This window comes from Vibrio fortis, assembly GCF_000695685.1.
GTDB classification, from domain to species: Bacteria; Pseudomonadota; Gammaproteobacteria; order Enterobacterales; family Vibrionaceae; genus Vibrio; species Vibrio fortis_A.
Genome location: NZ_JFFR01000013.1, coordinates 135,839 through 149,317, shown reverse-complemented (window position 1 = coordinate 149,317; position 13,479 = coordinate 135,839). Strand labels below are relative to the sequence as shown.

The following is a 13,479-nucleotide window of genomic DNA, read 5'->3' as shown; positions in this document are numbered from 1 at the left end:
GCTTTCTAATAAGGAATCATCATGAGTAATATGATTAAACTCGACATTATTAGTGATGTCGTTTGCCCTTGGTGCATTATTGGTTACAACCACTTACAAGCCGCTATTAAAGAGCTTGGCATTGAAGACCGCATCGAGATTGAATGGCAACCTTTTGAGCTCAATCCGGATATGCCTGTTGATGGAGAAAACCTTCGTCAGCACGTGGCCCGTAAGTATGGCAGTACAGTTGAAGAGAGTAAGAATGCTCGTATCCGCATTGCCGCCATTGGTGCAGAGCATGGCTTTGAATTCAACTACTTTGATGAAATGAAGATGGTGAATACGTTCGATGCCCACATTCTGCTTGATTATGCGAAAGAGTCTGGCAAACAGACTGAGCTAAAATTACGTCTGTTCAAGGCATTTTTCAGTGAACAGAAAGATGTATCTGACCGCGAAATTCTGAAACAAGAGCTTATCTCTGTTGGTCTTGATGCAGATGAAGGAATGCATTGGCTTGACGACACTCAGCGACGCAGTGCGCTCCGTAACGCAGAGAAGCAATGGCAGCAAATGGGGGTTTCAAGTGTGCCAACGGTCGTCTTCAACCGTGAATCTGGTATTTCTGGTGCACACCCAGTTGAAGGTTACAAACAAATTCTGTCTGAGCTGATGGCTAAGATGGGCGCGGACTAACGATTTGCTGTTTTCATCCAGACAGTGTAGATGTTCTCATGCTGTTTATCGAGTTGAGCTCTGGATAAGCAGCGTGAATTCAAGCTCACAGCTAGGTTACTAAAAGTATATCGTATGCAACTGGCTCTTTGTGAGTTATCTTTTGATCTACTTAGTGGCAAATTGAAGTCAAAGAGTCGAGGTGACGCACCCACAGAAGCTAAAAGTCGTCGCTCCCTTCCCTAGATTAGAAGCAACAAGCTTAGCAAGCGGTGTTTATCTGTCGCGGTGAGCATTGCCCGCTTTGCATCAAATGCCTTAACGAAATTTAGACTTACAAACAAGCCTTTAGTGATACAGGTGTTGATATTTTAGCCGTCTCCGACGATTAATAATAACAATTAGAGTACCCTCTAGAAAGCTCGATATCAGTTTCCCAATTGCCGATGGTCTAAGTGAGCAACAAATGAAGACGTTAGGGCTCTCTATTTCTCATCCTCTCTTCCACGTTCTCAAGCAGAAATTGACCATAACTTTGCAGTGTCAGGGTTATTTGTCATCAATGAGCATGTAGCTGACCTATCAAACAACCCGTTTGTAAGACCAGCTCTTGACGTATTAACTCGCGGTCTAGCGTGGATTCGTAATCCAAATAACCATTACCCAACCCGAGGTACGCTAGACTACTAAGTCTCAAAGAAGGTATTGATAACATTCTTACGTCCTTTTGGTTCTGCCTATACTCTTGCTTCTATATAACCCACCAACCAAGTCACCAGATAGCTGGGGCTTACTCATTAAAAGAAGTCACAAATATCTATTTTAAGTCTTACACTATAGTATAACTGCGCTGCAAATAAATTAGTTTCCAGTTGAGGTAATTAACGAACCTTATCTACTCTTGTTAATTAAAATAGCTCGTTAAGGTACGATTTAAAGCGTGCAGAATCATCTTCAATATCGCCATTCTTCATAACGTAATAAAAAGCAAAAGTCGGCAATGCTGACATACCAAAGAAGCGAAAGTTAGCGTGCATATGGAACACTTAATCATCCAAAGATTCTATTGGTGCAATGAATATCAATGAAAGCATGTATTTGCTAGTGAAGGTTTTAAATTATCTCCCAAGCTTTTGGGAGGCAGATATATAAAGGAAATACGGGAGCTTAAGCGCTCTCCTACTCAAAAGTAGCTCTAAGGAGGAACTTAAAAGTGAGGAGAGCTGTATAGTCAGTGAAACGTCTATATTACGGAACGTAATAAATCTAACTCAATATGATTACTTACCACCATGGATAGCTTGAGCTTTCCTATATTCAATCTCCGTTTGCTCTGCTTTTCTAATCACTTCATCCAATTCCGCTCCTCTCGTTTTGGTTGCCGGAGCATATACTTCAAGATACACAGATTTCATAAACCCATAACTCATCATCGTAACCATAATGGCAAAAGGACATCCCATAATAACGAGTAGTGATTGAATAGCTGTCATACCTCCACTCATTAACAACAAGCTAGTGATACCAGAAATAGCAATGACCCAACCAATGCGTTGTGAAATCGGAGCATTGTCTTCGTCTTTTGATGTCAGTGTATTGATAACAAGCGTGCCCGAATCTGAGGTCGTGATAAAGAATACGAAAATGCTGAATAGTGCTAGGTAACTAGGCAGGCTCCAATCAGATACCAACTCAAAAAACTTAAACAGTGCTGATGAAGAGTTTGTCATTACAGCAGTGCTTAGCTCCTCAATACCTTGGTTATGAATAAGATCCAACGCACTATTACCGAATATTGTCAGCCATGCAAAAGAAAAACCTACAGGAATAACTAGTACACCAACTACGAACTCTCGTATTGTTCTACCGCGTGAAATGCGAGCGATGAACAATCCAGTTGGTGCAGCAAAGGCAATCCACCACGCCCAATAAAAGAGAGTCCAACCATAAAACCAATCAGGGTTGGTAAAGGCATAAGTATCAAACGACAGTGGTACAAAGCTCGCTAAATAGTTGCCAATATTTTCAACGGTTGAGTTAAGGATGAAGGTGGTATTAGAGGCCAAAAAGACGTATGTCATTAGCCCAATGGCAACACAAATATTGATGAGTGATAGCGCTTTAATCCCTTTCTTCAGGCCAAGTACTAACGAAATACATGTCATTACTCCAATGATTGTAATCAGAACAATTTGATTGCCTGTGCTGATCTCGACGCCAAGTACGTAATTTAAGCCAGCGTTTATTTGCTGAACACCAAATCCTAAAGGGGTAACGATACCAACCACTGTGGCGAGCACAGCAAAGACATCAATGGCTACGCCCAATGGCCCGTTGATTCTCTCGCCAAAGATTGGGTAAAACGCACTTCGCATTTCTAGTGGACGGCCTTTACGGTAGGCTGCGTAAGAAATAACAAGCGCTACAATGGTGTAAATAGCCCATGCATTGATTCCCCAGTGAAAGAAGGTGATATTCATTGCTTCTCTGACTGCGACATCGGTTTGAGCCTCAACGACCGGAGGGTTCATGTAGTGCATAACAGGCTCAGCGACGCCGAAAAAGACAAGCCCAATGCCCATCCCAGTGCTAAAGAGCATCGAACCCCATGCAAACCCTGAAAATTCAGGTCTCTCATTATCTTTACCGAGCCTTAAATCTCCAACACGGCTACATGCACTAAAAATTAAGATAGAGATAAACAATGCGACACTGCCCATATAAAACCAGGCAAACTTATGCGCGATATAGTTTTTCAGATTTGAGAACATGTCAGTGCTTGCTTCTGCAGCAAGTAATACATAGACAAAGCACAGAGTTAAAATTATCCCAGCTCCTGCGCTTACTAGTAATTTATGAGTGTTTTTAGGTACGGATGTCATGTGCTGCTCCTACTTTAATAACTCTTTTTCAAATGGGTAGTTCGTTAGGTTTTCAAACCCATCCTCTGTGATAATGACTTGGTCTTCCAATTTGACCCCTTCTTTGCCGCCAACTGCGCCAACATATGCCTCAACACAAAGTGCCATGCCTGGCTCCAATACACCGTCATACCCATGACCTTCTAGATCTTCTGGATATCGTATTGAAGGGTACTCATCACATAAACCGACACCGTGCATCATTACTCCATAGCGTTGTGGTCGGTATTGTTCAGGAAGTAAAAGTCCAGAGCGTGTGACTTCTTCGAATGTCATACCTGGCTTTAGTATTTCCATGTTGTGTTGGATATGTTCATAGGCCACGCGGTATAAATGTCTCTGTTCTTCGGTAGCTTCTACATCACCGATTAGCCACGTGCGTGATAGGTCTGCACAGAATCCATAAGGACCAATAAGATCGGTATCAAAAGCTAACAGCTCTCCTTCTTTAACTACGCGCGGGCCGCACTCTTGGAACCATGGGTTTGTACGAGGTCCTGAAGACAGGATTCGACACTCAATCCACTCTCCACCGCGCTTAATGTTTTCAGCATGTAACACCGACCAAATATCGTTTTCAGTGACGCCAGGAACAGTTGCCTCTTGCATTTTTTTCATTGCAATCTCTGTCGAAGCAATCGAACAGCGCATTGCGTTGATCTCATCAATGTTTTTGACTGCTCTAGCTAGCTCCATCACTTCTTGGCCATCAAAGATATCAAGGCCTTGTTTATCGAGCTCACGTAAACCAACAATCTCTATCTTGTCTACAGCGATACGATTGCTCCCACCACCGTGACGCTTAACGATGTCTGCAATCTCTTTTGCAAAATGATGAGCGTGTTCATTGGTTCGATTTCCAGTTTCGAAGTAGAAGAATGACGCTCCATTGCGTACTTCTTTCACAAGCGGTAGGTGTGCAGATAAATGCTCACAGTTATGGAAATCCCAAAGAATCATGTAGCCCTCTGCAGATACAAAACAAGCACGAGCGTGGTTGTGTGCAATCCAAAGCTGCATGTTGGTGGAATCTGTTGCATATCGAATGTTCAAAGGATCAAATAATAACACCCCTGCCAAATCACGGGCTTGCAACTGGTCTACAATGCGTTTTAATCGATACTCTCGCATTTTCTGTAGATTTGGGGGAGTGAGACCTAGGTCAGCCCATTCTTGGAATGCAAGAGCAGTAGGCCCAATTTCGACTCGATCATTGTCGTTCACGCTTCCATCTGGTTTTAATTGTGCGGCACGTCGACGTGACGGATCTATTTTTCGATTGGAGCCAAGTACAAATTGGTTTGTCATTTTATTTCCCTTAATAAACCACCGTATTAATTGGATTTAATGTTACAGCAATGTTATTGGTGAATGATGGAAATAAAGTCCCATACCTAAGAACAAAATTCACTCGGTAATGAATCCTCCAATTAAACAACCAGTTAGATTGAATTGACCTTGAATGTCTATATTCCAATAGTGATAGTCATCAATAACATGTTGTTAATCGAGTGTTGCATTTTGAGGGGTTTACTTTTAGTTCTGTGAGCTAAGTTTAATTGCCAGACGTGCAAAAACGCCTATATCATCATAGGTATCAGTAAGTTAAGCTGATTTTGTAAAACCAGTGGCTTGTAAAACCCTTGGGTTAGGAACAGAAGTTGATGGAGGTAGCCGAGCTAATTCTGGACTTCATCCAGAAGGGGTAAGGAAGTGTCGAGTATGATTAGCTGACTGTTATAGATGGGGTTTCCGTATTAAAAATACAAAAAATGGCACGTTAAGTGCCATTTAAATACAGTTTGAGTTATATGCTATTTATTTAGCGTAAATACCTTTGGGGAGGCGAGCTTCTCGAGGGATACGATTTCCTGCTGTGTAATCGTTGATTATATCGCAAGGCGTATAATTGCGTTCTAACTCAAATATATCATCTTGATCTAGATTCATTTCCAAAGCAGCTAGAGCGCTATTGAATTGTTCCGGAGTATCAGCACCAACTAACATCGAGGAAACGTATTGTTTAGATAGTACCCAAGCTTGTGCTACCTGAGCGGGAGCTACATTGTGCCTCTGGGCTACGCGGGCAACAGAAGTAGAAATATCAAATGAAGCCTTGTCGTTATACATTTCGGCAGTAAAGAAATCGGTTTTGTTTCGGTTAGACTGCATATCATTAGTGAGGATACCCCGAGCAAGAGGACTAAATACCGACACTCCGATGCCTTGGTCTTGGCAATATGGAATCATCTCTCTCTCTTCTTCTCGGTAGGCACAATTATATTGTAATTGCATGTTGATAGGTTTTACCCAACCGTTTTGATCACATACCTGGATGATCTTAGCGAGCTGCCATGTATACATGGTTGAAACACCAATATAGCGAGCTTTGCCTGATCGAACGATATCATTCAGAGCGCACATTGTTTCTTCGATAGGGGTGTTTACATCAAAGAAATGAAGCATGTAAATATCTACATAGTCCATCTTCATGCGCTTTAGCGATGCATCAATGGAGTTCATTATATGCTGGCGAGAGTGGCCTTGTGCGTTGATGTCATCATTCATTTGGTAGCCAACTTTAGTTGTGACAATCAGTTTGTCACGTTGTCCAATGCGATTGAGTACATTACAAACGACTTCTTCACCTGCTCCATATGAGTAAAAGTCTGCTAGGTCGATAAAGTTAACACCATGGTCGATAGCATGACGAATGATTGGCTCGCTCTCTTTCTCATTAAAGATCCAAGGCTTCCATTCCTTAGAGCCCATGTTCATCGTTCCAAGGCACAAACGAGACACCTTGAGGCCAGAGTTACCTAGTTGTACGTATTCCATATTCACCCCTCGCATTATGTAAACGAAATGTTTAATTTTTGTTTGTTGACCTGAGTATTTAGATTCAAAAGCCGACAAAACACGAGTGAATATAAGTTAGGTATGCATGAGTTTAGTTCATTGTTGCATGCGATGTGAAATTAAAGCCTTAAAAAACAATTGGTTATATTTTGATTGTTAATAGTGGTTGTTTGAAAAATTGAAGCTAAGACACGCTAAGGCACTCTTCTTTCAACCAAGACACAAATGCTTCAACTTTACTCGTACCGACTTTGGGAGTCGGGACATGAATGAAGTACCCATAGCGACTGCGACATTGCAGAGGGTGGAATTGGATTAGTTCCTGTTTTTTAAGTGAGTGATAAACCATATTGAGATCGACTACCGCGAATCCACCTCCAGCGATAGCTGTATTTATCACCTGCTCTTGAGTACTCATCGAAATCCCTTTTCGATGTCCCTCTGTCAATTGAATATTGGCAGATTCAAGCCAGTCTTTCCATGCCGGGAGGTTATGACCATGGTGGCGAATATGGAGCATCTTATGTGTATGGGCCTCAATATTCATGCTCTCGGTAACTAGGTCTTGATTACAGACTGCTACGTATTTTTCTTTAAACAGCAAGTTGTCTTTTGCGTAGAATTCACTGACTTCATCAAAGAGGATTTCAATATCGTATAGGGTACTTTGCTCTCGTTTGCTATAGATCTGTAAGTCATACTGAGGAAATGCTTTAGCAAAGTTAACGAGGTGAGCACTCAACCAACGGCTAGTAAATGTTGGAGGAGCAAGGACAACTAATCGCTGTTGAAGATTGGGGTTCCGTATAACCTCTAATCCTTTCTCAACCTCAGAAAGAGAACGAGAAATCGTGTCGAGAACTTGCTCGCCAATCGGAGTTAACTCAAGGAGACCTCGAGTAGATGTGCGTTTAAAAAGCGGTACACCCAAATACTCCTCGAGTTGTTTTATCTGTTTGCTAACCGCCCCCTGCGTAACATTTAAAATGTTTGCCGCAGCGGTGAAACTTAAGTGCGTACCTGCAACTTCAAATACTCGAACTGCATTAAGCGAGGGTAGTTGTCTCATTATCTTGCTCCTAGTCACAAATACAGCGACTTAGAACTCAAACTCGGTCACTGCGTTTCACATTAATTTCCGAAATAGCGAGCTCTTATCGGTTTTTTTGAATTCTAACGATTAAATCTCATATGTTAATTACTTTTATTCAGTTGTTGTGAAATTGTGATATCTGTAAATTTTTAAGGACTGACCACAATGACAAATGCGCAGTTTGGAGAAAATATGGATACTCAATACAACTTAGCGATCGCTACAGCTAAAGAGTGGCTAAGCAAAGATAAAAAACAATTTATTGGTGGCCAATGGGTTCTTGGCAACTTAGAGAATAACTGGATGGTTACCAACCCTAGTAATAGAGATGTGTTATGTAACATCCCTTTAGCTGATGAGCAGCTAGTTGAAGAAGCAACTGTTGTTGCCTCACAAGCTCACCAATCTGGTGTTTGGAGTAAAGTTAGTAGGACTGAACGAGCTAAAGTTCTTCGCGATATTGCGCAAGTTATTCGCGATCATACTGAAGTCTTAGCGGTGCTAGAGACGCTACCAAATGGGAAACTTTTAACAGAGTCGTTGGCAGATGATATCCCAACTTGTGCTGATATCTTTGAGTACTATGCAGGTTGGACTGACAAATTTTATGGCGAAACGTCACCTGTCGATCCTGAATACCTTAACTTCACGAATAAAGAACCGGTTGGTGTGTGTGCTCTTATCGCCCCTTGGAATTTTCCTCTTTATCAGGCCGCGTTGAAAATCGCTCCGGCTTTAGCTATGGGGAATACGGTTATTCTAAAACCGTCCGAGTTTACACCTTTGACCTCCTTATATTTGATAGAAAAAATTGTTGAAAACGTTGATATTCCAGACGGTGTTTTAAACTTAGTAATTGCTGATGGAGCGGCTTCAAATCAACTAACAGTCAGCAATAATGTGCAAAAAGTTTCCTTTACGGGCAGTACACCAATTGGACGCAAAATTATTGAGAATAGCGGCCAATCAAACATGAAATCAGTCACGCTCGAGCTTGGCGGTAAGTCTCCTTGTATTTTCTTTGAGGATACTGAAAACCTGGATGCTGCTATTGATCGCGCCTTTACTGTTATGTTCTCTCATAAAGGTGAAAAGTGCTCCGAACCAACACGCTTCTTAATTCAAGAAGGGATTTATGACTATGTTCTTGAGAAACTGATAGCTAAAGCAGAAGCTGTTAAGTGTGGTGATCCGTTAGATCCTCAAAGTGAACAAGGACCTCAATGTAATGAAGCGCAGTTCAATAAAATCATGTCTTACATTGAGATAGGTAAAACCGAAGCAAAACTGGTGGCTGGTGGTACGCGAGATACATCAAATGGGAATGACAACGGCTACTTTGTGCGACCAACAATTTTCTCAGAAGTACCTGAAGATGCACGTATAGCTCGCGAGGAGATCTTTGGGCCAGTGCTTTCCTGTATCAAATTCAGAACTGAAGAAGACGCCGTTAGAATAGCTAACAACACGGAATATGGGCTTGCAGCAGGTATATACACATCTAATGTGACTCGCGCACATCGAATGGTTGATCAGATTGATGCTGGTATGGTGTTTGTAAACAAATATGGCTGCTATGGACTTGCCAGCCCATTTGGAGGCTTTAAACAAAGTGGCTGGGGTAAAGAAATGGCCATTCATTCGCTATCTTCTTACACAAAGACTAAGAGTATTTGGGTCTACTACGGCGAAAGCTAGTCAAATATGTTGGGCGGTCCTATCTGCCCAATTAAGGAAAAATATGCAATACAGAATCGAAGTCGATAATATTGGTGAAGTGAAAATTCCAGCGTTTCTCCCTTATGGTGCTCAAACACAACGAGCTCTAAATCTGTATCCTGTAGATAGTCAAAAAACACTTGGTGACTACGCTTTACTTGTCACTGCTGTTTTACGCGTCAAATTAGCTTCTGCTCGTGTAAACAGGGAAATAGGAGAAATGGATCCAGTGCTTTCATTGAACGTTGAAAACACCTGTCAGTCCATACTAGAAAACTACCAAAAGGAGCTATTCCCCGTTCACGCCTTTCATGGTGGCGGTGGCATTTCAGTTAATATGAATGTCAACGAAATCGTCGCTAACATTGTCAATCATAGCTACTATGCCCAATCGTACGGCTCGTATTCACCTGCTCATCCGAATGATGCTATTAATATGAATCATTCAACGAGCGACTGCTTACAAACCGCAAGTCACTTAGCTACTATTGAAGCCCTTGATTGCTTAATGACTACTATCGAGCGATTGATATATGCGCTTGAGTATTTAATGGTAAATCATGGCGACAGTTCTAAACTCGCTAGAACCTGTATGCAGGATGCGGTGACAATAAAGTTTAAACAGTTCTGGAGTGGTTACTTAGCATCACTACGCATGTATCAAATGCATCTTAAAGAGTGTAGACATGACCTTCAGGCTGTGAATTTAAGCGGAAATATTATTGGTCGAAATGGTGACTGCTCAACGGCTTATGCTGAGCGTTGTATCTCAGTGCTTTCAGAAGTTACTGGCATAGAGCTACGTAAGAACGACAATTTGTTTCAATCTAGCCAATCGTTTGATGCTCAAGTCCGTTGTGTAAGCCAAGTTGAAAATTTAGCTGGTTTTATCATTAAAATGGCGAAAGACCTGCGCCTGATGTCTTCTGGTCCAGAGGGCGGCTTATCGGAAATTACGCTTCCAGCTGTGCAGGCTGGTTCAAGCGCTATGCCGGGAAAAGTAAACCCTACGATTCCCGAGTTTGCGATTCAGTCCGCTATGCAAGCACAAGGGCATTGTTACTCATCTAAACAAGCACATGTTCATGGAGAGTTAGACTATAACCCGTGGGGAATGCTACTGACTACCAATCTACTTGATGCAATAGATCACTTAGATAAGGGAATCTCAGTACTGACTGAAAAGTGTATTTTAGGAATTGAGGTTAACTCAGAGACCGAATCTCGTAATGAGTTCGCTTTAGTGCCGCTCGTTGTTCGAGTTAAGTCAAAAATTGGATACAAAGCTACTTTAGAATGTGTCAAAGAGGCTAAAGACTCAAACGAGTTAAAAGAGATGTTACAAGAGATACTCAAGCGGTGACCTCTACTCATTAATAGCAAATAATACTGTAACCGGAATGCTAGATTATGGCACCTAGTCTATTAAAGCGTGCTCTAATCTGTTGATGTCACTCTACCCGTGAGTGACAGTTCTGTAGACATTATTTAGATTAGAATAAATAGGCCAAATACCTATCTGCAAAGCATCATACGAAAATTATGTAGCTTGTAATGGGGCACTTTCAACGCAGAAAGTGCTCCGGCTAAGAACTATCCGATAAGTATTCTGGTTTAGTCGTTTATTAAGCGTCTAGCTTCAAAAACTGCCTTACACACGTTGAGTCTGGGTTAGTAAAGAATTTTTCGGGGGCGTTTTTTCTATCAATATTCCCTTTTCTAAGAAGACGAATTGGTCTGATACTTGGCGCGAATTCCATTCTGTGCGCCATGAGCATTACTTCAAGCTAGGGCTAGTACTTGAGTTAGCATGGCTGGGTTTCGATTCACCACGTTCTATCTAAATCCTGAGCGTATAAAGAAATGGCACGCTGATACTCTTTAATGGCATCACTGTTTGTGGTTGAGACTAAAAGTTCAAGCAGTAATGAAGTTGCTTCTTTATGGCGCCCTAAGTTGTAAAGACACATTGCATAAAAAGGTTGAACTTCAATTGAATTGGGATATTCGCTTAGCGTTTGCTCGAAGTAGGTTAGTGCCTCCGAGTACATTCCTAGACTTCGATAAGTACTCGCTAGCCCAAACAACGCATCAAACCTTTCTACCGACGATAGTGAACCTGAAAGAGAAGATAGATAATGCTTGATCGCTTCTTGCTCTTTGCCCTCATTGTCGTATGACCAAGCAATTTGCAAGTGAGCCTTAGCACCAAAAGCTTCATCGTTTAATAGTGTTCTAAGTAGGGCTCTCGATTCTTGGTACTTCGATTCTTTGCGTAATTCGATTGCTTGTTTGATGATACTTTCCATAGTCTTCCCTTTAGGCATAATCCGAAAGCACTTAAACAGAAAACTTCTATACGTAAATACAGGACTCTTCTATCTAGCTCCTTGTTACCGCAATCTTACTAGAAATGTATATTTGCAAATAGTGGTGTTTTATTAAAAATATGATAATAAAAATCAATAGCATAGAGCTACTCAGGCGGAATGGTTTTGGCAGTGATAAGCACATAAATCAGATATACATGAGGACAAACATGTTAAAAGTAAAGCGAGTACAAGTCTTGCTTTACTTTTTATGAATACTACTTGGTAAGAAGAGTTTGTCTATGAATAGTATACATCGTATTCACTTAAATTTATTCGAATGCTTATAGTCAGGTCGTTGTTCGAAATTAAGCAATGTTCGAGAGTGATTTCTGATTCTTACCACCTCATATATAGCATTCATATTGAGGTTACTTACCTCTGAGTGAACCTTAACCTCTTCTAACCAAAAGACATCAAACAATAAATGAAGGTCATTCGCTAGTGCTTTCTCTAACATTCCCGTATCTTGATGCTCACAGTTCAATAGTCCAGATATATCAACAATAATGACTCTTTGAATTGGCGAGAGTCGAATCATCGCCTTCAGGTAATCTTCTTCGCAACTTACAATGATAATACTGCATTCACCTTCTCCCATATCCAGTACTCGATATGGTCTGTCGTTAAGGTAAATCGTTGTTTGGTAATGTTCTTCTATTAAAGCTAGATTTGATTTCATGGGTTTTCCTATATTTTATTCTATGTATTAAATCTATACCTCCATGTTCGTAGTTAATATGAATAAGAGATATTCAAGTTTGGATTTTCACGAGCAGATTTGAATAACTGTTATCCATATAAATAGTAAAAAATAAGTTTATTATCTCTCTCGTCAAACGGATGAAAGGAAATATAGGGAATGAGTATATTTAAAGAGAGATACAAACATGAACAAAAAAAGCATTCTATCAATCGCAATCTTATCTTCATTTGCAAGTAGTGCATTCGCGCTTGATTCTTCACGATTTAGTGGTGAAATCATTTTCGCTTCTGGTTATGTGTCGACGAACTCGAATCTTAGTACTGAAAGTGATGCCTTGCTAAAAGATCGCACAAAAAAAGGCTCACACAATGATGATTTTGTGGCGATGCCGCTAGGTACCTTAGCTTATGATCTTGGCTCAGAACGAAACCAACGTGTTTACTTGGGTACATCTCGTGATGACTTAGCGGTGGGTGATCTTGCTTTTGAGCTTGGCTATCAGTATGACATGAAAAACGGAACTCAAATTGATGTTGCCTACCTGCCAACTGTATTGTCTGGTGAGGTATGGAAAGATCCATATTTAGAGGGACGTCGTAGCGAAACTGATGTTGATGGGCATGCATATCGAGTAAAGTTGAGCAATATTGCAGGCTCAGGGTTCTCTGCAGACATGGCTTATGCCACGACAGAGGTTGACCAAGAACACATTCAGCGATCTGAACTACTGCGTGACAGTGATATGTACTACGTGAAAGGCAGCTACTTGACTCACTTTACGCCAAGCATGGGTTTAAGTACAAGTTTCGGCTATTTGCACAATAATGCCGATGGTAAAGCAGAAACTTTTGACCAATATGAAATAGAAATGACTTACTTCCTAACTCACAATGCACACACTATAGCTCTTACGAGTAGTTATGCTTATCGAGACTATGATGGAAGTAACTCACTTTATGGAAAATCGCGTTCAGATAATAGACATAAATTCTTTGCCGCGTACGAATATGCAGATATTGCTGGACTCAACAATTGGAATTTAGTTTCTTTCGCAGGCGTTAATTATAACGATTCAAATATTGATTTTTATAAGAATGAAGAGTACTTGGCATCAGTAGGTCTTAGCTACAAGTTTTAAACCTTATTATGATTAAA

The 13,479-nt window shown here is 40.9% G+C and carries 10 protein-coding genes and 3 pseudogenes; 5 read left to right on the top strand and 8 right to left on the bottom strand.

The features are described 5' to 3' along the window. Nucleotides 1–21: 21 nt before the first annotated feature. Both VFDL14_RS13580 and VFDL14_RS24935 read left to right on the top strand, forming a co-directional pair. Nucleotides 22–678, top strand: a complete 657-nt coding sequence (locus tag VFDL14_RS13580; protein WP_032550765.1) for a DsbA family oxidoreductase — start codon at nucleotides 22–24, stop codon at nucleotides 676–678. Between the two features lie 181 nt (nucleotides 679–859). Next, a pseudogene (locus VFDL14_RS24935) lies at nucleotides 860–1,347 on the top strand (redoxin domain-containing protein). Nucleotides 1,348–1,565: 218 nt separating this feature from the next. On the opposite strand, the pseudogene VFDL14_RS23940 reads toward VFDL14_RS24935, so the two are convergent. The 5 genes and pseudogenes from VFDL14_RS23940 to VFDL14_RS13600 all read right to left on the bottom strand — a co-directional run. After that, a pseudogene (locus VFDL14_RS23940) lies at nucleotides 1,566–1,760 on the bottom strand (flavodoxin family protein); the annotation flags it as partial. A gap of 177 nt (nucleotides 1,761–1,937) precedes the next feature. Continuing rightward, entirely contained in the window at nucleotides 1,938–3,539 is a 1,602-nt protein-coding gene (locus VFDL14_RS13585) for a BCCT family transporter (protein WP_032550764.1), read from the bottom strand. A gap of 9 nt (nucleotides 3,540–3,548) precedes the next feature. Then, on the bottom strand, nucleotides 3,549–4,886 hold the full coding sequence (gene dddP, locus VFDL14_RS13590; protein ID WP_032550763.1) for a dimethylsulfonioproprionate lyase DddP: 1,338 nt from the start codon (nucleotides 4,884–4,886) through the stop codon (nucleotides 3,549–3,551). A gap of 510 nt (nucleotides 4,887–5,396) precedes the next feature. Then, nucleotides 5,397–6,416, bottom strand: a complete 1,020-nt coding sequence (locus tag VFDL14_RS13595) for an aldo/keto reductase (protein WP_022593154.1) — start codon at nucleotides 6,414–6,416, stop codon at nucleotides 5,397–5,399. A gap of 205 nt (nucleotides 6,417–6,621) precedes the next feature. Beyond that, nucleotides 6,622–7,506 (bottom strand): LysR family transcriptional regulator, encoded by an 885-nt coding sequence (locus VFDL14_RS13600; RefSeq protein ID WP_022593155.1) that lies wholly within the window; start codon nucleotides 7,504–7,506, stop codon nucleotides 6,622–6,624. Nucleotides 7,507–7,695: 189 nt separating this feature from the next. On the opposite strand from VFDL14_RS13600, the gene VFDL14_RS13605 reads away from it, so the two are divergent. Then, nucleotides 7,696–9,228, top strand: a complete 1,533-nt coding sequence (locus tag VFDL14_RS13605) for an aldehyde dehydrogenase family protein (RefSeq protein ID WP_022593156.1) — start codon at nucleotides 7,696–7,698, stop codon at nucleotides 9,226–9,228. Between the two features lie 43 nt (nucleotides 9,229–9,271). Continuing rightward, nucleotides 9,272–10,612 (top strand): lyase family protein, encoded by a 1,341-nt coding sequence (locus VFDL14_RS13610; RefSeq protein WP_032550760.1) that lies wholly within the window; start codon nucleotides 9,272–9,274, stop codon nucleotides 10,610–10,612. Between the two features lie 262 nt (nucleotides 10,613–10,874). On the opposite strand, the pseudogene VFDL14_RS24930 reads toward VFDL14_RS13610, so the two are convergent. The 3 genes and pseudogenes from VFDL14_RS24930 to VFDL14_RS13620 all read right to left on the bottom strand — a co-directional run. Then, nucleotides 10,875–11,015: pseudogene (locus tag VFDL14_RS24930) on the bottom strand (amino acid ABC transporter ATP-binding protein); the annotation flags it as partial. Nucleotides 11,016–11,075: 60 nt separating this feature from the next. After that, nucleotides 11,076–11,558, bottom strand: a complete 483-nt coding sequence (locus tag VFDL14_RS13615; RefSeq protein ID WP_032550759.1) for a tetratricopeptide repeat protein — start codon at nucleotides 11,556–11,558, stop codon at nucleotides 11,076–11,078. Nucleotides 11,559–11,880: 322 nt separating this feature from the next. Beyond that, nucleotides 11,881–12,300: a hypothetical protein gene (locus tag VFDL14_RS13620; RefSeq protein WP_032550758.1), complete on the bottom strand. Its 420-nt coding sequence runs from the start codon at nucleotides 12,298–12,300 to the stop codon at nucleotides 11,881–11,883. Nucleotides 12,301–12,508: 208 nt separating this feature from the next. Between VFDL14_RS13620 and VFDL14_RS13625 the strand changes: the two genes are divergently transcribed. After that, nucleotides 12,509–13,462, top strand: a complete 954-nt coding sequence (locus VFDL14_RS13625; protein ID WP_032550757.1) for a DUF2860 family protein — start codon at nucleotides 12,509–12,511, stop codon at nucleotides 13,460–13,462. Nucleotides 13,463–13,479: the final 17 nt, after the last annotated feature.